12 protein-coding genes, 1 pseudogene and 1 CRISPR repeat array are annotated in these 17,898 nt (G+C 70.1%); of the genes and pseudogenes, 3 read left to right on the top strand and 10 right to left on the bottom strand.

The features are described from left to right. Positions 1-167: 167 nt before the first annotated feature. Together A6A29_RS45275 and A6A29_RS17905 are read right to left on the bottom strand one after the other, a co-directional pair. Positions 168-320, bottom strand: coding sequence for a hypothetical protein (locus A6A29_RS45275; RefSeq protein ID WP_158074409.1), 153 nt, complete (start codon positions 318-320; stop codon positions 168-170). Between the two features lie 177 nt (positions 321-497). Beyond that, entirely contained in the window at positions 498-1,487 is a 990-nt protein-coding gene (locus A6A29_RS17905) for a hypothetical protein (RefSeq protein ID WP_073721100.1), read from the bottom strand. A gap of 225 nt (positions 1,488-1,712) precedes the next feature. Between A6A29_RS17905 and A6A29_RS17900 the strand changes: the two genes are divergently transcribed. Beyond that, the gene (locus A6A29_RS17900; protein WP_073721099.1) at positions 1,713-2,228 is read left to right on the top strand and encodes a DUF5709 domain-containing protein; all 516 of its coding nucleotides are present in this window, start codon (positions 1,713-1,715) and stop codon (positions 2,226-2,228) included. A 95-nt stretch (positions 2,229-2,323) separates the two neighbouring features. Beyond that, positions 2,324-3,763 carry an NADP-dependent phosphogluconate dehydrogenase gene (gene gndA, locus A6A29_RS17895; protein ID WP_073721098.1) on the top strand — a complete coding sequence of 480 codons (1,440 nt, stop codon included), beginning with the start codon at positions 2,324-2,326 and terminating at the stop codon, positions 3,761-3,763. Between the two features lie 165 nt (positions 3,764-3,928). On the opposite strand, the gene cas2e is transcribed toward gndA, so the two are convergent. From cas2e to A6A29_RS17855, 8 genes are all read right to left on the bottom strand, one after another. Further along, positions 3,929-4,270 carry a type I-E CRISPR-associated endoribonuclease Cas2e gene (cas2e, locus tag A6A29_RS17890; protein ID WP_073721097.1) on the bottom strand — a complete coding sequence of 114 codons (342 nt, stop codon included), beginning with the start codon at positions 4,268-4,270 and terminating at the stop codon, positions 3,929-3,931. Between the two features lie 36 nt (positions 4,271-4,306). Then, the gene (cas1e, locus tag A6A29_RS17885; protein ID WP_073721096.1) at positions 4,307-5,308 is read right to left on the bottom strand and encodes a type I-E CRISPR-associated endonuclease Cas1e; all 1,002 of its coding nucleotides are present in this window, start codon (positions 5,306-5,308) and stop codon (positions 4,307-4,309) included. A gap of 8 nt (positions 5,309-5,316) precedes the next feature. Further along, positions 5,317-6,105 carry a type I-E CRISPR-associated protein Cas6/Cse3/CasE gene (locus tag A6A29_RS17880; RefSeq protein ID WP_241838535.1) on the bottom strand — a complete coding sequence of 263 codons (789 nt, stop codon included), beginning with the start codon at positions 6,103-6,105 and terminating at the stop codon, positions 5,317-5,319. Next, complete coding sequence (gene cas5e, locus A6A29_RS17875; RefSeq protein ID WP_073721095.1) at positions 6,102-6,947, bottom strand: type I-E CRISPR-associated protein Cas5/CasD; 846 nt, start codon at positions 6,945-6,947, stop codon at positions 6,102-6,104. The genes A6A29_RS17880 and cas5e overlap by 4 nt, the downstream gene beginning before the upstream one ends. Further along, positions 6,944-8,158, bottom strand: a complete 1,215-nt coding sequence (gene cas7e, locus A6A29_RS17870) for a type I-E CRISPR-associated protein Cas7/Cse4/CasC (protein ID WP_073721094.1) — start codon at positions 8,156-8,158, stop codon at positions 6,944-6,946. Before cas7e ends, cas5e begins: the two co-directional genes overlap by 4 nt. 128 nt (positions 8,159-8,286) lie before the next feature. Next, the gene (gene casB, locus A6A29_RS17865) at positions 8,287-9,126 is read right to left on the bottom strand and encodes a type I-E CRISPR-associated protein Cse2/CasB (RefSeq protein ID WP_073721093.1); all 840 of its coding nucleotides are present in this window, start codon (positions 9,124-9,126) and stop codon (positions 8,287-8,289) included. Positions 9,127-9,246: 120 nt separating this feature from the next. Next, on the bottom strand, positions 9,247-10,893 hold the full coding sequence (gene casA / locus A6A29_RS17860) for a type I-E CRISPR-associated protein Cse1/CasA (protein ID WP_241838534.1): 1,647 nt from the start codon (positions 10,891-10,893) through the stop codon (positions 9,247-9,249). A gap of 422 nt (positions 10,894-11,315) precedes the next feature. Then, complete coding sequence (locus A6A29_RS17855; protein WP_073721092.1) at positions 11,316-14,255, bottom strand: CRISPR-associated endonuclease Cas3''; 2,940 nt, start codon at positions 14,253-14,255, stop codon at positions 11,316-11,318. Positions 14,256-14,389: 134 nt separating this feature from the next. Further along, positions 14,390-16,553: a CRISPR direct-repeat array (repeat unit 29 nt; unit sequence GTTCTTCCCGCGCAGGCGGGGGTGGTCCG). A gap of 434 nt (positions 16,554-16,987) precedes the next feature. On the opposite strand from A6A29_RS17855, the pseudogene A6A29_RS17850 reads away from it, so the two are divergent. After that, positions 16,988-17,851, top strand: a pseudogene (locus tag A6A29_RS17850) (helix-turn-helix domain-containing protein); the annotation flags it as partial. Positions 17,852-17,898 lie beyond the last annotated feature (47 nt).

The following is a 17,898-nucleotide window of genomic DNA, read 5'->3' as shown; positions in this document are numbered from 1 at the left end:
GCACGGGCGGTACGCCGAATGCTGCGGTGATGCTGTGGAGCCGGTGACGTGGATCTCGCGCGCGGCGATCGCCGGGCGCGACGGTTCAGCCCGGCCGAGGCGCTGCCGGGGGCGTGGAGGGACAGCGGGTCGGGGGCGGTGCCCCGGACAGGAACCGCCGAAGATCGCTAACCGTGGCCGTGCAGAGCGGTGCGGCCCGTTCCGGGGGCACCGTCGGCGGGCGCGATCGCCGCTGCGGGAGCTGCCGGAGCGGCAGCGGCCGGGCGCAGCACGGAGGTGGCCTCTTGCAGGCACTTCCTCACATCAGCGGTGCGACCCATGGACCGAGTGTACGTCCGGCCGGGCACGGCCGAGCCCGCGCGGGACGTGCGGCGGGGAGGGCGGGCGCGGGTCCGCCGGGGTGTCCGGGCGGACCGCGCCGCGGGTCGAGGTCTTCTTCGACGTCGGCCGCTTCACCCACTTTCGCAGGAGGCGTTCAGGAGGCGTTCAGGAGCCGTTCAGGAGGCGTCACCCATCAGCCGGACCGTGCCGAGGATCTTTCGCACCGTCGACTCGGGCACCTCGTCCCCGACCCCTCGCACCCCGACGAAGGTCCAGGAGACGATCTCCCCCTTCGCGTTCCTGAAAGCGAAGGCCGTCGCCTTTCCGTCGTTGTCGCACCGGCCCGTCCGCACCGCACCGGACGACGTGGCCGTCGCCACACTGCCGGAGATGCCCGACTTCGTCGTGTACGGCCGGGCGGCACCGGTTGTCACCCTGTCCCTGTCCGGCTGGGCGTAGCCCCCGTAGACCCACAGCTCCGCGTTGTTCCGGGCGGCTTCCTCGGTGCTCCGCGCCTCGCTCTCCCCCCGGGAACCCGCGGTGGCCAGGGGGGTGTTCTCCTCGGTGCCGTTCTTGTCCTCGTCGGACCGGCACCACTTCTCCTTGAGCATCGCGGGGGCCGAGAAGCCCACCAGCGGTGTCTCTTCGGGGTCGCTGTCCTCGGCGACGTAACTGGCCCAGTCGACCGCCTTGAGCGACCACTGCACGGGCACGTCGAAGGCGATGCCGCGCTTGGGGTTCACCACCACCTTCCAGCCGGGCACGACGGGGACCGGTCCGTCGGCGCCGCGCGCTCCGTCCGCAGGTGACGCGGACGCCGACGTCGACGCCGCCGGTCCGGGTGACGCCTCCTTGCCGTCGTCCCCGTCCTTGCCCAGGAGGAGGAATCCGGTCACCCCGGTGGCAATGACGACGGCGGTGGCCGCGATCACGGCGATGACCGCGCTCTTCCCGCCGCCGCCGGGCGCGGGCGGCGGCTGCTGTGCCGGGCTGCCCGACGGTACGGTCGGCATCGCCCACGGGACCTGTTCTGGCCTGCCGTGAGACTGCTGTTCCTGCTGATACGGATCCGGCCCCTGCTGATACGGATTCGGCTGCCCCTGTCGCGGCTGCGGCGGGTCCGACGGATGGTGATCGCCCCCGGGCGACTGATGTCCTGACCACATGGGTGGCAACCCTAGAGGGTGCCCGCCCGGTCGAGGCCGGGGCCCTGAGCTGCGGAGGAAGGGACGGGTGCCCCACCGCGGGCGGGCCGGGTGCTGATCTTCCCTTTGCGGCGGCGGCCCGACCGGAGTGGAATTGCGTAGAGGGGACGGTAGAGCTCTCGCGCTGTTCGGCATCAAGCTGTCCGCACCGCCGAAGGTGGTGACGGCGGGCAGAAAGGACACACCATGACCGACACCGACCGGGGGGACGACGTCTACCAGCCCCAGGAGCCGGAAGCCTCCGACCCCGCCGACCTGCTCGATGCCGAGGACACCCTGGACACCTCCGGAGTCACCGATGTCCTGGACGAGGGGTACTCACCGCCCGACCGTCCGTGGGCGGTCGAGGGCCAAGGCACGACGGCGGCCGAGCAGCACTCCGGAGAATCCCTCGACAGCCGTCTGACCAGGGAGCTCCCCGAGATCTCCGGCTCCACCGACGACGGTCCCGGTGACCTGTCCGACGGGGACGGCGAGCTCTGGGACACCGAGGTGGGCACCGGCCGCGCGGGGCGCCTCACCCAGCAGGCGGACGGCAGCGTGCCGTCCACCCTGACCGCGCAGGACGTCGGGATCGACGGTGCGGCGGCATCGGCCGAGGAAGCGGCCATGCATGTGATCCCGGACGACGAGGACGACGGCGTGCCCGGCGTGGGGCCGCTCCCCGCCGGCGAGGGCACGGCCGCCTCACCGGCGCCGTGAGGGCGGGCGCGGGTACCCGCTGAACGCGCTGTCCGCCCGGCCCCTGTCCATACTGGATCCATCCCGATATCCCCAAGATTTGCAGGAGCACACAGATGAGCGGCACTGCGCAGATCGGCGTCACAGGGCTCGCGGTGATGGGCCGCAACCTCGCCCGGAACTTCGCGCGCAACGGCTTCACCGTTGCCGTGCACAATCGCACCACCGCGAAGACGGACGCCCTGATCGAGGAGTTCGGCGATGAGGGCACCTTCGTCGCCGCGCGGACGCCGAAGGAGTTCGTCGCCGCCCTGGAGCGCCCCCGCCGCCTGGTGATCATGGTGAAGGCCGGGGATCCCACCGACGCGGTGATCCAGGAGTTCGCTCCGCTGCTGGACGAGGGCGACATCGTCATCGACGGCGGCAACGCCCACTTCGAGGACACCCGACGGCGCGAGAAGGAGCTGCGCGAGCGCGGGATCCACTTCGTCGGAGCGGGGATCTCCGGCGGTGAGGAAGGCGCGCTGAACGGGCCGAGCATCATGCCCGGCGGCTCCGCCGAGTCGTACGAGTCGCTGGGGCCGATGCTGGAGAAGATCGCCGCGAAGGCCGAGGACGGCACGCCCTGCACCACCCACATCGGACCGGACGGTGCCGGGCACTTCGTGAAGATGGTCCACAACGGCATCGAGTACGCCGACATGCAGCTGATCGCCGAGGCGTACGACCTGCTGCGGGCCGTCGCGGGCTACTCCCCCACGCGGATCGCCGAGACGTTCCGCAGCTGGAACACGGGGCGCCTCGACTCGTATCTGATCGAGATCACGGCGGAGGTCCTCGCCCACACCGACGCGGCCACCGGCAGGCCCTTCGTCGACATCGTGCAGGACCGGGCCGAGCAGAAGGGCACCGGCCGCTGGACGGTACAGATCGCGCTCGACCTCGGCGTACCGGTCTCCGGGATCGCCGAGGCGGTCTTCGCCCGCTCCGTCTCCGGCCACGCCGCTCTCCGTGATGCCTCACGCCACCTCGCCGGACCGACCGCCCGCAAGCTCGGCGAGGACGAGGCGGCGGCATTCGCCGCCCAGGTCGAGCAGGCACTGTATGCCTCGAAGATCGTCGCCTACACCCAGGGCTTCCACGAGATCGCGGCCGGCAGCGAGCAATACGAATGGAACATCGACCTCGGCGAGGTCGCCGCGATCTGGCGCGGCGGATGCATCATCCGGGCCGCGTTCCTCGACAGAATCACCAGCGCCTACGAAACCCGGCCTCGGATGCCGAGCCTCCTCTCCGACGAGAGCTTCGCCCAGGAGATCGCCGCCGCACAGAACGACTGGCGCACCGTGATCGCCACCGCCGTCACCCAGGGCGTCCCCACCCCCGCCTTCGCCGCCACCCTGGCCTACTACGACTCCCTGCGCGCCGAACGCCTCCCCGCTGCCCTCACCCAGGGCCAGCGCGACTACTTCGGCGCACACACCTACCACCGCATCGACCGCGATGGCGCCTTCCACACCCTCTGGGGCGACGACAGAACCGAAGTCGAACGCTGACCGGCACCCACAGCAACTGGTGACGGGGCGGATTCGCCCCAGGTGCGATCACGGGACGCTGAAGAGATCAGAGATGGTGGTGTGGTCCGGCGTTCGGTCTACTGGCAGCACCGGTACCTGATGCGCCGTGCGGGTTGTTTCCAGTCCATAAATGCAGCCGCTTCCTCAGTCGGCTGCCAATGGGTTGCGCTCGGCCGTTCCCAGGGGCGGGGCCTGTTCGTCTCGGGGCCGGAAGGCGATGAGGGCGAGCCCGTCGAAGTCGATGGGAGTGCGACGGCGCTCGCCGGCGGTGAGGATGGCGAAGCCTTGTTCGTTGGCTTCTGGGTGGAGGAGGACGGCAGCGCCGGGACCGATGGATGCGGCGACAACGGCCCAGAGTTCGTTGCGGACGCGGCCGGAGAGGGTTCCGACGTAGAGGCCGGGAGTGGGTTCGATCATCCAGCGGGTGAGGGCGCCGCGTACGTGGTCGGGGACGGCGGTGGTGGCCAGGACGGTCATGGTCGGCATGGCAGGCCCGGTTCTGCGGTGGAATGACTGGTGCCGTCATGGAGCATCGGGGGTCTCCTGAGTGGCGTAGTTGACGCCTGCGGGGACAGATCCGGTGGTGGGATCCCAGAGGTTGACCATCTCGACAGCGTGGCCGTCGGCGAGGGGTTCGGCTTCGTCGGGGGCGAGGAGGGTCTGGACATCGGCAACGATGCGGGGCAAAAGTTTGAACAGGCGAAGCTGTTCGCGGAAGCTGCGGCGGGCAGCGGCATCGGAGTTGGGTGAGTCGTGGAGGGAGAAGGCGAGGGGGACGGTGAGTTCGGCTTTGTAGAGATCGGCGATGTCGTAGACGAAGGCTGATTGGGTGCCTTGGTGGACGAAACCGAGGGCGGGCGAGCAGCCGAGGGCGACGAGGGCGGAGTGCACAATTCCGTACAGGCAGGTGCTGGCCGAGGACAGGGCAAGATTGACGGGGTCCTGGGTGTCCCAGGAATCGGGGTCGTAGGCGCGGCGGAAGCGGCCGATGCGGTGCTGCTGGGCGAGGAGCTTGTACAGCGCCTTCATCCGCTGACCCTCCATGCCGCGTAGCTGCTCCAGGGTGGTGGCCGCGGGGACTGTGATCTGGAAGCGGGACATGTACATCTGCCGCGCGACCGCGAGTCTGCGGTCGGGGTCGCTCCACTGATGGACCTGGTGTTCGAGCCAGCGGGTGGTGAGGGAAGTGGGGACGGTGCCGGAGTAGCAGCGCACGCCGCCAGAGCCGGTGCAGACCACGGTGGTGCCGTGGCGGGCGAACGTCGCGAGCGCGGGCTGGGTGATGGAAGTGCCAGGGCCCAGCAGCACGCAGCTGAGGGAGGCGGTGGGCAGGTAGACGCGGGTGATGTCCCCGTCGTCGCTGGTGGTTTCGGCGCAGACGCCGGTGTCGTCCTGGACGATGCGAACGATGTCGGCGTAGAGGAAGGACAGCGAGTCGCCAACGCGAGGAAGCATGGCCAGGGTGGGTGAGGCGACGCGGCGGCGGGCGGAGGTCGGAGTGTGGGCGCGGCGGTTGGAGGTCATGGCCGGCATCACGCCCATGGGGTGGCGGGTGCGAGGCTGAGCAGCCCGCAGCCGTAGGACTTGCTGCGTCCGATACCGCTCAGGAGGGCGGAGCGCAGCGCGGCGGGGTCGGTCACCAGGGCGGTTCCTTCGAAGAGGGTGACCGCCCGGTCGACGCGGCGGTCGGCGCGGCTCCCGGCACCGGCTCCTGTGCCGGGGGCAGTCGATGGAGCAGGTGCCGGGGCCAGGTTCGAGGTGGTGGTGTGCCAGGTGGTGGCGGTGTCGGCGGACCGGGACACCAAGGTGCGCGGGGCCAGGCCGGCGGTGGCGGCACGGTCGGTCCACCACTGGTCGGCTTCCGGTCCGTGCAGAGGGATGGCTTGTTTCCAGCGGCCGGCGGTGCTGTTGGGGCCGCAGCGGCGCACAGCGTTGGCAGCGAGCCGGTAGCGGACAAGAAGCCCTGGGCACAGTGCGCCGAGCAGCGTGCCCATGGAGCGGACCTCGGCGTGGGCGTAGCCGGCGGGGAGCCGGTCGGCGGACGGACGCGTACGGGTTTGGACCAGGAGGACGGGCTCGCCCACGCCGTCGGTCTCCAGCCGGAAGAGGACTCCGGCCTGGGCTCGGGGAGCCTCGCCAAGGTGGTCTGGAACAAGAGTCATGACGGTGCGGTGCAGGTCGGAGACGTTGCGCAGGTCGCGCTGGACGGCGCGGTTGCGGGGGTTGAGCAGCAGCCGGGTCAGCCACGCTCCTCCGCCGGCCGGATCGGCGGCCGACTGGGCCATTACGGCGGCTGTCGTCGCGGTGTCGGTGGGCGTCATGACGTGGCTCCTTGCGGGCGCAGGTAGTCGGTGACGGCATCGAGGTAGGCGGCGCCGTAGCCGGAGCAGAGTGTTACCGGCAGGGGCCGGGTGGTGCTGTGGGCGGGCCGTGCCCGGTAGACGCGGTCGCGAGCGGTGAGACGGACCGGTTCATCGTTGAGCACGGTCACCGTGGCGGGCGTCGGCGGGCCGTCCGGCTGTGCGGAACTCACCGGGTCCGCGTGGGTCGGGAAGGGCTGGTCGCTGGTAAATCGGACGTCCACCGTGCCTGACGGCGGTGGCGTGTGTGGGGGGCGCCGGGCCAGCGGAACTCGGCTCAGCTCGGCGGCCGGGTCCGCGAGGTCGACGCCGAGCAGCAGCAAGGCGCCGGGAGGGCAGGATCGGCGACCGAGGTGGAGCGGCCAGCGTGGTGCGGCCACGGCATCGACGCAGCGTTGGGCGAGGCTCCCGTCGGTGAAATCGGCCGCGACGGTGAACGCGGCGTCGGACAGGTAGTGGCGGGTGGAGACGATGGTTGCCCCGTGCGCACTGCGGCGGGCACCCTTCGCGGTGGGTACGGTCAAGTGCTGGGGGTAGCCGCCCCCGACCGTGTGGAAGTCGCCCATAACCGTGCCGGGGCGGTCCACACGTACCGTGAAGCGGACCTGGGTGAGCCGGGCGAACAGCGCCTCGCGGTCCTCTCCGTCCGCGATGGCCTGGGCACGGGGGATGCCCAGGGCAGAGGCGAGCAGGCCGATCAGTCCGGAGCGGGTCGGGTGAGGGGCGGTGTCGCGGTGAGTGAAGGCGCTGTGCTCGCCCCATGACTGCAGGGGCGCGGCAAGGTGGAGGAGGAACCCGGTCACGCGCTGGCCGCCTTGTCGGCAGGGTAGGCGGCGTCGACCGCGCCGGCGATCAGTTCGGGGTAGGAGGCGGCCACAGCGCCCAGGCCGGGCAGCGGCTTCTCGTCCAGGCCCGCATGAGCGGCGTAGGGGAGTTCGCCGGTGCCCAACAGTCGGTTGATACGGGCCGCGTACTCGCTCAGCGCCTGTCGGGACGGCCCTCCCCAGCCGTGCTCCCTGGCCCGTACCGGCTCCTCGAACGCGGCGGCCAGGGACAGCGGCCGGTCGGGTCGCACCGCGACATGGACCAGGTCCGGGTGGGTGTGCGGCGCTGTGGACGTCTTCTTCGCGCCGGGCACGGTCCCGATGAACGCGGTGGCGAAGGCAGTGGCGAGGTCGCGCAGGGTGCCGGAGTCGCGGAGATACGCCGCGTCGTGTTCGGTCGGCGGTGCGGCGGGGCGGTCTTGCGGGCTGGTCAGGGAGGCTACGTTCGAGGCGAGGTCGCGCAGGTCGAGGGTGGCGTAGCGGTAGTAGACACCGGTGCTGAACTCGCCGGTGTTCATGTGTGCGCTGCCCGCGTCCTCGGCCCACTGGTTGACGTCGTCCACCGCGGTGAAGAAGTCGGCCTGTACGGAGGTGGTGTGCGTGGTGAACGCGTGCGCCACCTGCACCGCGCCGTCGACACCCGCTCCGGGGATTTCCGCGAGCATCCGGCCGAACAGCGCGATGGACCCGTTACGGGAGCGCAGGATCTCGTGGACGGCGTCCTTGGGCAGCAGCGGCTTGGTCGCGGCAGCTTTGCCCAGGGCATTGGCCAGTGACTCCCGGTGCTTTTCGGCGATGTCCGCGAGAGCGGGCGCGGCGCTGTCGGGCAGGAACAGCAGGGACGCGGTGGTGCGGTCGCCCTTCTCCAGGGCGAGTTTGGTCTCTGTCGAGCGAATGATCTGCGCGCCCGCCAGCGCGGCCAGGTCCTCCGGCCATCCCCGCTTGACCAGCTCCCGGAAGACCTGCTCGGGCAGCCGCCGGGTGCGCAGCGCCTTCTCGCCGATGGCCTCCTCCACGGCCAGGCGCACTGGACGCTTCCACGCCTGGCTGGATACGCGGGTACGGGTGGTGCCGCCGAAGGTCAGTGACTTGGGCGAGCCGAGGTCGTCGCGGTTGACGTTGTTGTAGGGGAGGGTCTGAACGACGTGCAGGTCCAGGAAGCGGGGCGCCGGGGCGGGTGCGGTGGGCATCGCGGGAATCCTTCTGGTGAGAGCGGAGACGGCGTACGGGTCGAGGCGTACGCGTTAAGGAGCGCGGGAGCAGGCCAGGGGCAGCGTCAGCACGTGGAGTTGCAGAGGGGCCATCGTGATGGCCGGTGCTACGTGCCGGGGACTGGAGGTCGTTCCTCTGCCGCCGCCTCCTGGCGGCGCAACGACCGGTAGAACGCCTGGAGCCAGCGGGTGGCGACCATGTCGTGTCCGTAACGCCATCCGGTGAGGTCCCGCAGCAGGCAGGCGTAGTCCGGCGTGACGCCGGACGATCCCAGCCAGCGGAAAACACTGGGCAGCATCCGGTGGGCGCCGTCGAGGTCCTGGCGCACGAGCAAGTGCAGCCGTGACTCGGCTGCGCCCGACTTGAACTGGTCGGGGCTGCGCCGGCCAACAGCGTCCGCGAAGCTTTCGCCGAGGCTGGTTCCGCGTGGACGGAACACCGTACTGGCTCCGTCCACACCGGACTTGTGCGGGGCGAGGGCGGTGCCCTCGCCGTGATCATCCGCAGTGACCGCAGTGACCGCACCGGAGTATCCGTCTCCCAGCAGGGATCCTCTCGCGCCGAGTTCCGCCGCGTTCGCGTCTGCGGCGTCGGACAGGCGTTGGGCCCGCGGACGGGCGGCGATGAGCGCGGCGACCGCATAGTAGGCACGCTCCTTGTCCGCGTAGCCTCGGCCCTCGGGGTCCTCTCGGATCAGACCGGGCCGCAGCAAAGCCGCGTGCATACGGGCGGGAACTTCGGTGACCGGCCTGCCCAGCCCCGCCCGCAGCGCGGACTGCGCCCCCGGCGACTCCCGGCACAGCCTCCGCACCCGGTCGGCAAACTCGTCGTACTTGACCAGCTCGGGGTTCCGTGGCTTGGGCTGCTGCTCAGTGGATGCCCCAGTCCCGTACATGGCCTGGGAGTCGGTCGGGGGGTCGTCCTGTACGTAGTTTGTTACGCTCATTGCTTCCGCCGTGGGTCTGGTGGTCGGGATGCTGCTGCGTTCGTACGATGGTCCGTTGCACACGGCGCGATCGCCGTCTCCGGCTCGTACGGTTCGATGGTCGGGCGCCGCCGGTGGTGCTCAGGCAGCCGAATCCGCAGACCCTGCGGGGCCCAGGGGCGGCCGGGCGCGCAGCAGGCTCCTCACCAGTCCGCGCGCCTCCTCGCGGGCCTTGCCACCGCGAGGCGTGGAGGCGATCTGAAGGGTCACCGCGTCGTACTCGCGCAGCGCGATCCATCCGAACTCCTGATCGCTCCCCGCGAAGTCCCGGGCATGGAGTGACTGCCAGAACCGCTGCTCGGCGGCGGGCCAGTAGGCGGCCAGCGCGAGTGCGGGCCAGGGTCCGCCGCGCTTGCGCCGGTCCTTGGCGGTGCCCCCGGAACGGTCGCTCTCGAATGGGGTGGTGTAGGCGCGCCAAGCCGTCTGCAGCGCGTACTCCAGTCGGCCGGCTGCCTTCTCCGCCGCGTCGCGGCCCGCCTTGAGGCCGAGCCTGAGTGCCTTGTCCGCCTCGTCGTCCGACACCCGGAGCAGGGCGAACAGCGGTGGGGTGAAGCTGGTGAAGTACGTACGGTCGCGGGTCTGGCCGTCCTGGTCGAAACCGAGGGACTGCACACGCAGCGAGTCCTCGACCTCCTGCGGCAGCTCGCTGTTCAGGTCACTCAGCACGGAGGGACGGTGGCCGGAATCGTCGCGGGTCTCGGTGACCAGCGCGTCCAGGTCACGCCACAACGCCCGGTCCGCGTTCGCCTCCCGGGGTCGTTTGAGCAGGTCCTTGCCCTCGTCCCACAGAAGGTACGGGTCCTCGTGCGGGGGCCGGTTGACGCGCAGCGCCCACGTGATGTGTGCATCCACTACGCTGCGGCCCTCGGGGCCAGGGGTGAGGAGGAGTGCGTGCCGGTACTGCTCGGTGAGCGCCGACAGAGGACCCGTCGGCGCTGTCGGCACGGCGAGCGGGTCGGGCAGCTCATCGCGCTCCCAAGGGCAGGCATCGGGTACGGCGTCCCGCTCCCCGGGCCACCTGTCCGGATACGGAAGGCCCAGCAGCAACGTCTCGAACAGGGAACGCCCCAAGGGATGGTACGAGAGCACCTTGCGCAACGGACCGGCGTAGGAGTTACCGAATCGCTGCCCCGCCACGGTCCGCGGCGTGCACTGACCGGCAGGCCCGTAGTAGAGCTGCGCCAGCAGGTGCGGCACCGCTTCGGCGGACGGTAGCGGCACCTGCTCAGCATCAGTGAAGTGCCCGAAGAACACTTGGTTGCTACCCGCCGGTCGCGCCATCACCAGCTTGTTGACGCCCGAGCTGCTCGGACACTCAGCACGCAGCCTCGGGTCCTGCATCCATGGCCGCTCGGTATCGAAGAGCCGGAACCGGTCGGCATAGCGGGTGAAGTATGCCTCCACAGCCTCTTGTGCGAACCGCCCCCCACCATCCAGCAGTTCGTACCGACGGTCGGCCCACTCCCTCATATTGTCCGCCTCGTGGAGACCGGTGATCCGCCCGGCAATGGCGTACAGCACCCGCATCAGTCCGGAAGCAGCCGGCGGCAGCGCGACGGAGAGACCGCTGATACGGTGCGCCTCCAGCATCACCCCTGAGAGACCGAGACTGCGAGGGACGGCCGGCCCATCGGCGGTGGGCAGCATCGAGACGGGGGCCCATGGCTCGGTGAGCAGGTCGTAGAAGGGGGACGGCTTGGCCTGCGCGGTAGGTGTTTCGGTGGACACGAGCTGGTCACTCCGGTTCTCACGTCGAACGGATACGCCCTGAGGCTGCCGCGCACTGCGGATGCGCCCTGAGGCTGCCGCGTACTACGGGTACGCCCTGAGGCTGCCGCGTACTGTGGTGCGCGTCTCCGCACGAGCGGAGGTGGACCGATCCTGATGAGCGGGCCGGTCAACCGCTGAGGCCGCTCCCCGCGCGAGCGGGGCGCTACGGGTCCCCATGACGGGGTGCCAGGTGGATCCGTGGCGGGCGGCGCACTACGGGTCCCCATGACTGGATGCCGGTAGACCCGCAGCAGACCTTGGCCTGCGCCGATATCGACGGTAGCGCCGATCACGCTTAAAACAAGGTGAGTTGAGCAATCCTGGGAAAGGCGCTTATGGGTGTGCCCCGATCTGATAGAGCGGCCTGGATCTCTTGCCTGTCAGGCGAGCCGCTCGGTCACCAGACCCAACTCGTGGTGGAGCGTCAGTCGCCGCTTGCCCAGTGCGGGCCCGGCCGGCCCGTCCGGGCCGGTGGTGTGCGGCAGCAGGACGACTCCTGCGAGCTTGGGTTCGTCCTGCCACCCGGCCGGTGGTTCGTTGGCGGCCGTGCAGGCCAGTCGCCAGTCGCCGTGTGCCAGGGGCACGACGTAGCCCAGAAGTTCACGCACCAGGGCCCTGGAGAAGCGTCCGCCCGAGGCGTCACCGTCTTCCGGGAACCTCACACGGTGATTTTCGTCCAGCCATCGCCGTTGCTCGGCGTCCTCGAATACGGGCAGGGTCAGGACAGCGTCCACGCCCAGCCGCGTCGCGATGATGTCTTCATCGGCGTCGCTGCTGGTGAGTTGCTCAAGTGAGCTGACATCGCCCGGTTTCGGGATGGTCACCAGCTTCGCCAGTCCCTCGCGCGCCATGGTTTCGGTAAGCCGATCGATGTCCTCCTTCAGCAGGAGTTCGGGGGTCTTGGACGCGAATTCCGCGTCGTAGACGCCGTCGACGAGTTCCTGGACATCGCCGGGCACGTCGACGGGCTTTCCCGCCCTGGCTTCGAGGGATTCGAGAGTGCGACGCAACAGCGATGGTGCGTACACGTCACCCCACGACTTCGGGACGAGGAGCAGCCCGTTGCCATCAACCGGGACGAGTACCGCCAGCCGTGGGCCACGGCTCCACGACGGACGGTACGGAGCGGTCGTCCGGTGCCGCCAGACCCGTCCAGCCCGCTGCAGCAACAGTGCCATCGGTGCGAGGTCGGAAACGATCAGGTCGAAGTCCATGTCCAAGGACTGCTCGATCACCTGAGTGGCCACCAGGATTGCGCCGCGCGGCGGTGCGGGACGCCGCACGCCCTCCTTGCCCACACGTCCGAACCACTTTTCGGCCTCCTGGGTGATCGCACTCCTGCGCCGGGCCGGGAACCGCGCGTGCAACAGCCGCAGCTTGGGTCCCACCTGCGACGAGGTGCCTCGTGCCGGGCTCGCAGGTTCGTCTGCGTATGCCACCCGGTCGTCCCAGCCCTGATATTCCGGCCCGTACCGCTGGCGGAGGTGGTCGCGGAAAGCGCTGAACGTCTGCTGAGCCTCGCCGACCGTCGTACAGATCACGGCCACACAACCACCTGCGTCCACAACGGGCTTCAGCTCCCGGAGTAGCGCTGCCAGTCGGCCGCCCCCGACTGCGGGATCATAGGTATGGGCCACGGGCAGCAGGTCGATATCGAGCCTGGACGGCCGGTTGGTGCCGATCGGCCCGCCCGGCAGCGTGACTGCGGCGGTGGCGGCGTCTGCGTACAGCCAGCCCGGATACGAAGGCGCGGCCAGCTCGTACGAACCCGGCTTCCGTCCGGCGCCTGTCAGATATGCCTCGGCCATTCCGGCGGCCGTACGCCCGGTCAGCGTCGCCGACAGCAGGATCACCGGGACCCGCATGGCTCCGAGCCAGACCAACAGCCGCAGCAGCAGTGCATGGGTGAACGCGTCGTACGCGTGCGCCTCATCGACTACCACCGTCTTGCCGGCCAGGCCCAACTGCCGCAGCGCGTTGTGCCGCAGCGGCAGCACCGCCATGAGCGCCTGATCGACCGTGCCGACAGACAGCGGAGCCAGCAATCCCCGGCCGCGCGTGCGCAGCCACCGGCCCGCCGACAGCGACACCCCGCTCTGTGATACGTCATGTTCGTCGGTCAGTGTCCGCGGCTCCGGCAGCTCATCCGGCGCGTACTGCTCATTCAGATCGGCGGCGCCATGCAGCAGCGTCAACGCCGCGTCTCCCAGCAGATTTCCTCTACCGAACGCAGCCACCCGTCCGTAGAGCTGATCGGCTGTCGCCCTGGTCGGGAGCAGGAACGCCACCCCTGGGCACCCCGCCGCCCGGCCCATCGAGGCAGCCGCGGCAAGCGCGACCTCGGTCTTACCCTCACCCGGCGGCGCCGTCACCAGCAGGACACCCGGCCCGCCGTCGAACACTCCCGCTTCCGTCAACTCCGTGTCCACACTGACCTGCAACGGATGCGGCTGCTCGATCTCCGGAAAGCGCTGCCGGAAGCCTCCTACGGTGAACCGTGCACGGTCCAGGCCAGCACCCCTCAACAGGGCCGGCGCCTCCGCCGCCGCACGGGCAGCGTGCGCACGCAACGCGTCCAACGTACCCAGCCCGCCATCGGCGGTGGCAACGGTCTGCTGCCGCAACACGAAGTCGTCCTGACTGGCCAACCAGTCCGCCACTACCACGAGCCCCGCCACCACGACCGCCACCTGTACCGACAGCCCCGCACCGTCCGGCACTACCGCTGGATGCCCCAACACCTCCCGTAGCGCCACCGCATGCTCTCGCCGCTGCACCGCCCAGCCCCCGGCACCCAGCTCCGGAAGATCTCTGAGCGGATCGAACACGTTTCGCGTCTGCGGCAATTGCGGATACCGGCCGTGATGCCCGCCCAGCATCTGCGCCACCCGCACCACCAACCGGCCCGCAGCCCGCCCACTGCCCTCTGGGTACCCCTGCCCCGCGAGCAGCGAAGGCAATACCCGCGCACTCGCCACCTGATGCCTCAGCGACAAGGAACCGTTGTCCCCCGCCAGACGGCTCGCGAACGCATCATCGGCCAGCAGCGCCGCAGACGACGCGTGCCTGAGCGCATCCCGCTGAAACTGGAACCCTCGTTGAATCTTCCCCACATCGTGCAACCCGGCCCAGAACGCGACCAACGACCGCGCCTCGTCCGACTCGACCCCCAGCTCCCCCACGATCGCCTCTTGCTGCGACCTAGCCAGGAACCCATCCCACAGTGCCCCGGCCACCACCCCGGTATCCAGCAGATGCCCAATCAGTGGATAGGGCTCCACGAGCCCGTGCTCCTTCCCCCACACCCGAACATCGACCATCGCTCCCCCTCCGCCAAGCTCATCGGTCAGACCTGGGCATTCCATCACCGACCTCTGACACACTGACCGGTATGAGCCAGCGGCGACCAAGTCAAGAGATCGCAAAGCCTCTGAAAACCCGCAGCTCGTAAAGGGTTCTTCCCGCGCAGGCGGGGGTGGTCCGAGTTCAGAGACGCTGTACGGAGGATGGGCATCGTTCTTCCCGCGCAGGCGGGGGTGGTCCGCGCGTCGGGAGACTTGAGGAGCAGTGAGATGAGTTCTTCCCGCGCAGGCGGGGGTGGTCCGTTCGCGTTCGATCGCGGACTGGCGTCGGTCCTGTTCTTCCCGCGCAGGCGGGGGTGGTCCGGACATCCTGGCGATGGCCAAAGCGATCAACCAGTTCTTCCCGCGCAGGCGGGGGTGGTCCGCTGCATGTCCGGGAGGTGCGCGCCACTCTCGAGTTCTTCCCGCGCAGGCGGGGGTGGTCCGCTCTGGGGACCGCGTAGCCGCGCTGGGATGGCGTTCTTCCCGCGCAGGCGGGGGTGGTCCGGCCCCCCAGACGATCACGACTGAGGGGCCAAAGTTCTTCCCGCGCAGGCGGGGGTGGTCCGGTCGGGGACGCCTGGACGCTGGACCGCACGAAGTTCTTCCCGCGCAGGCGGGGGTGGTCCGTCCGAGGGTGACGGCTGGCCGGAGGCCATGGCGTTCTTCCCGCGCAGGCGGGGGTGGTCCGGGTGTCACCACGGGGAGGAGGTCCCGCAGGATGTTCTTCCCGCGCAGGCGGGGGTGGTCCGCATCCGGCGTGGCAGGTGTGGAGGGAGGCGGCGTTCTTCCCGCGCAGGCGGGGGTGGTCCGCCCTCGGTGAGGACCATGCAGTTGGTGAGGACGTTCTTCCCGCGCAGGCGGGGGTGGTCCGCGCCGCATCCTGTGGGTCCGCCTTGACCCGGAGTTCTTCCCGCGCAGACGGGGGTGGTCCGTTCGTGCGTGCTGAACTGCTGCTCCAGGAGGAGTTCTTCCCGCGCAGGCGGGGGTGGTCCGGTGGAGGATCCAGTTGCCTGGTTCCGACCGATGTTCTTCCCGCGCAGGCGGGGGTGGTCCGTGGCCAGGTGGCGAACGCCTGGCCATCCTCCGGTTCTTCCCGCGCAGGCGGGGGTGGTCCGGCGATCCCCTCGGCCGTCTGGAGCTCGGACACGTTCTTCCCGCGCAGGCGGGGGTGGTCCGGACAGCGAGGAAGGCGCCGACCTCCAGTTCGCGTTCTTCCCGCGCAGGCGGGGGTGGTCCGGTTGTCGACCAGACCGCCGTACCCGGTCATGAGTTCTTCCCGCGCAGGCGGGGGTGGTCCGATCTGTCCGGCGGCCACGCTGGTCTGCGACGGGTTCTTCCCGCGCAGGCGGGGGTGGTCCGCCCCGGGTGGGGTGGCGGCACGACCAGTTCGGGTTCTTCCCGCGCAGGCGGGGGTGGTCCGACCTCAAAGGCGCCGCACGCTCCGTGCGGCGCGTTCTTCCCGCGCAGGCGGGGGTGGTCCGTTCGAGCTGGCCGTGGTCCTCACCCCGGTCGCGTTCTTCCCGCGCAGGCGGGGGTGGTCCGGTGTCCTCGTTGAGGGCGACGGCGTACACGGCGTTCTTCCCGCGCAGGCGGGGGTGGTCCGACACCGGCGGGGGCAGTTTCTCGTCCTCGTCGGTTCTTCCCGCGCAGGCGGGGGTGGTCCGCTCGCCGCCGACACCGAGACCGAACAGTCCGCGTTCTTCCCGCGCAGGCGGGGGTGGTCCGCCGGGCGGCCTGGTCGTCAGCGTGGCCGGGGCGTTCTTCCCGCGCAGGCGGGGGTGGTCCGGGCACGAGGGCGCGGGCCTGGCGCTCGGCCCAGTTCTTCCCGCGCAGGCGGGGGTGGTCCGTGAACGTCGCCGCCGACCTGGTCACCGCCGGAGTTCTTCCCGCGCAGGCGGGGGTGGTCCGCCCTGGGCCTCGAAGCCGTCGACGAGCTGGCGGTTCTTCCCGCGCAGGCGGGGGTGGTCCGCCGGAACGGCGGGCACCGTACGACGCGCTGGTGTTCTTCCCGCGCAGGCGGGGGTGGTCCGCGCCGGTGCACGGCTCTACACGTAGTCGAACTGTTCTTCCCGCGCAGGCGGGGGTGGTCCGGGCCAGACCATGGACCGCACCCCGCCGCTCACGTTCTTCCCGCGCAGGCGGGGGTGGTCCGCTGTAGCCGTTCATCCGGCCCGTGGAAGCGACGTTCTTCCCGCGCAGGCGGGGGTGGTCCGGGGAGTGGTCCTGGCGGCCGGTGGCTACGGTCGTTCTTCCCGCGCAGGCGGGGGTGGTCCGTCACCGGTTCTTGTGGTCTGGGTGCGTAAAACCCGCAGGTCAGGAACTGTGGTCCCCGCAGGCGCGGGGATGGTCCCATCAACGGTATTGCTACCCGCTTTCTTGTTGAGTGGTCCCCGTACGTGCGGGGATGGTCCCACCTTCGGCGACAGCTCGGGTATGCAGGTCAAATGGTCCCCGCACTGCGGGGTTGCCCCCTCCGCCTTCGGGCGGAGGGGGCTCTTTCGCGCGTCAGGCGTCGGCTGGGGGCTCCTGATGCCGGACCACGCGCTTCAGCGCCTGCTCGACTTTGTGCCAGTTCTGCCCGGTGGCACCTGCGTGGTCGGTGATGGCCTGCGGTACGGCCCCGACCAGGCAGCCGCTGGGACCGGCACACAGAAAGGGCCTTGCCCCATACCCTGACAGTGACGAGCTGTTCAGAGAGGGGCAAGGCCATGCCGAATGATGCTACCCCGGACCCGTACACCGACCCGATGGGATTCGGTCAGCGCATGCAAATTCTCCGCACCCGACGCGGGCTGAGCCGTCCGGTTATTGCCGGGCTGCTCGGTATGTCGCCCTCATGGGTGAAGCAGGTGGAGACAGGGCAGCTCCAGATGCCCAAGCTCCCGATCGTGCTGCGTATCGCCGAGCTGCTGCGTGTCCGCGACCTGTCCGACCTGACGGGCGACCAGTCCACGCCGACAGAACTGTTCATCGGTCCGGGCCACCCCAGGCTCGGAGCAGTCCGGGCCGCGGTGAACACACTGACGCTGGGCAGCGACCGGCAGGCACCGTCAACCGCGCATCTGGCAGCCCGGCTGGCGACGGCATGGGCAGCACGCCACCAGGCGGCGAACCACCGAGAGGTCATCGGGGAGCTGCTGCCTGGCCTGATCCGAGACGCCCAACTGGCCGTACGTCAAACGGACACGGCAGCTGAGCGTCGGGCAGCTCAGGCGGTCCTGTCCGAGGTGTACTCGCTGTCGCAGTTCTTCGTCGCCTACCAGCCCGACAGTGCCCTGTTGTGGCGTGTGGCCGAGCGAGGCATGGTTGCGGCGCAGGAGTCCGAGGACCCGCACGCAATCGGAGTGGCCGCGTGGCTGGCCGCGCAGGCGCACCGGGATACCGGGCCGTCCCACTTCGACGCGGCGGACGCCATGACGATGGAGGCACTCTGCTACCTCGAACGGTTCCTCCCCGACGCCGACGATCGCACGGTAGCCATCACCGGCGCCCTCCAGTTCGAGGCCGGGTACACAGCTGCTCGCCGTGGGCAGTCCGGCGTCGCCTGGGGATGGTGGGACAAGTGTCGGCGGCGGCTGAATCCTGACCCAGTTTGGGCGGTCGAACTTTGACCCACTGG

It is taken from the genome of Streptomyces sp. TSRI0281, from assembly GCF_001905125.1.
Classification (GTDB): Bacteria; Actinomycetota; Actinomycetes; order Streptomycetales; family Streptomycetaceae; genus Streptomyces.
Note: the sequence above shows the minus strand (reverse complement) of the source record. Positions and strands in the feature narration are given on the sequence as shown.

What these genes read in the sequence shown, in the direction of transcription:
- A6A29_RS17905 (WP_073721100.1), bottom strand. Translation starts at nt 1,487, where the DNA reads ATGTGGTCAGGACATCAGTCGCCCGGGGGCGATCACCATCCGTCGGAC.
- cas2e (WP_073721097.1), bottom strand. Translation starts at nt 4,270, where the DNA reads ATGCCGACCATGACCGTCCTGGCCACCACCGCCGTCCCCGACCACGTA.
- A6A29_RS17900 (WP_073721099.1), top strand. Translation starts at nt 1,713, where the DNA reads ATGACCGACACCGACCGGGGGGACGACGTCTACCAGCCCCAGGAGCCG.
- cas1e (WP_073721096.1), bottom strand. Translation starts at nt 5,308, where the DNA reads ATGACCTCCAACCGCCGCGCCCACACTCCGACCTCCGCCCGCCGCCGC.
- casB (WP_073721093.1), bottom strand. Translation starts at nt 9,126, where the DNA reads ATGAGCGTAACAAACTACGTACAGGACGACCCCCCGACCGACTCCCAG.
- gndA (WP_073721098.1), top strand. Translation starts at nt 2,324, where the DNA reads ATGAGCGGCACTGCGCAGATCGGCGTCACAGGGCTCGCGGTGATGGGC.
- cas7e (WP_073721094.1), bottom strand. Translation starts at nt 8,158, where the DNA reads ATGCCCACCGCACCCGCCCCGGCGCCCCGCTTCCTGGACCTGCACGTC.
- A6A29_RS17880 (WP_241838535.1), bottom strand. Translation starts at nt 6,105, where the DNA reads ATGACGCCCACCGACACCGCGACGACAGCCGCCGTAATGGCCCAGTCG.
- A6A29_RS45275 (WP_158074409.1), bottom strand. Translation starts at nt 320, where the DNA reads ATGGGTCGCACCGCTGATGTGAGGAAGTGCCTGCAAGAGGCCACCTCC.
- A6A29_RS17855 (WP_073721092.1), bottom strand. Translation starts at nt 14,255, where the DNA reads ATGGTCGATGTTCGGGTGTGGGGGAAGGAGCACGGGCTCGTGGAGCCC.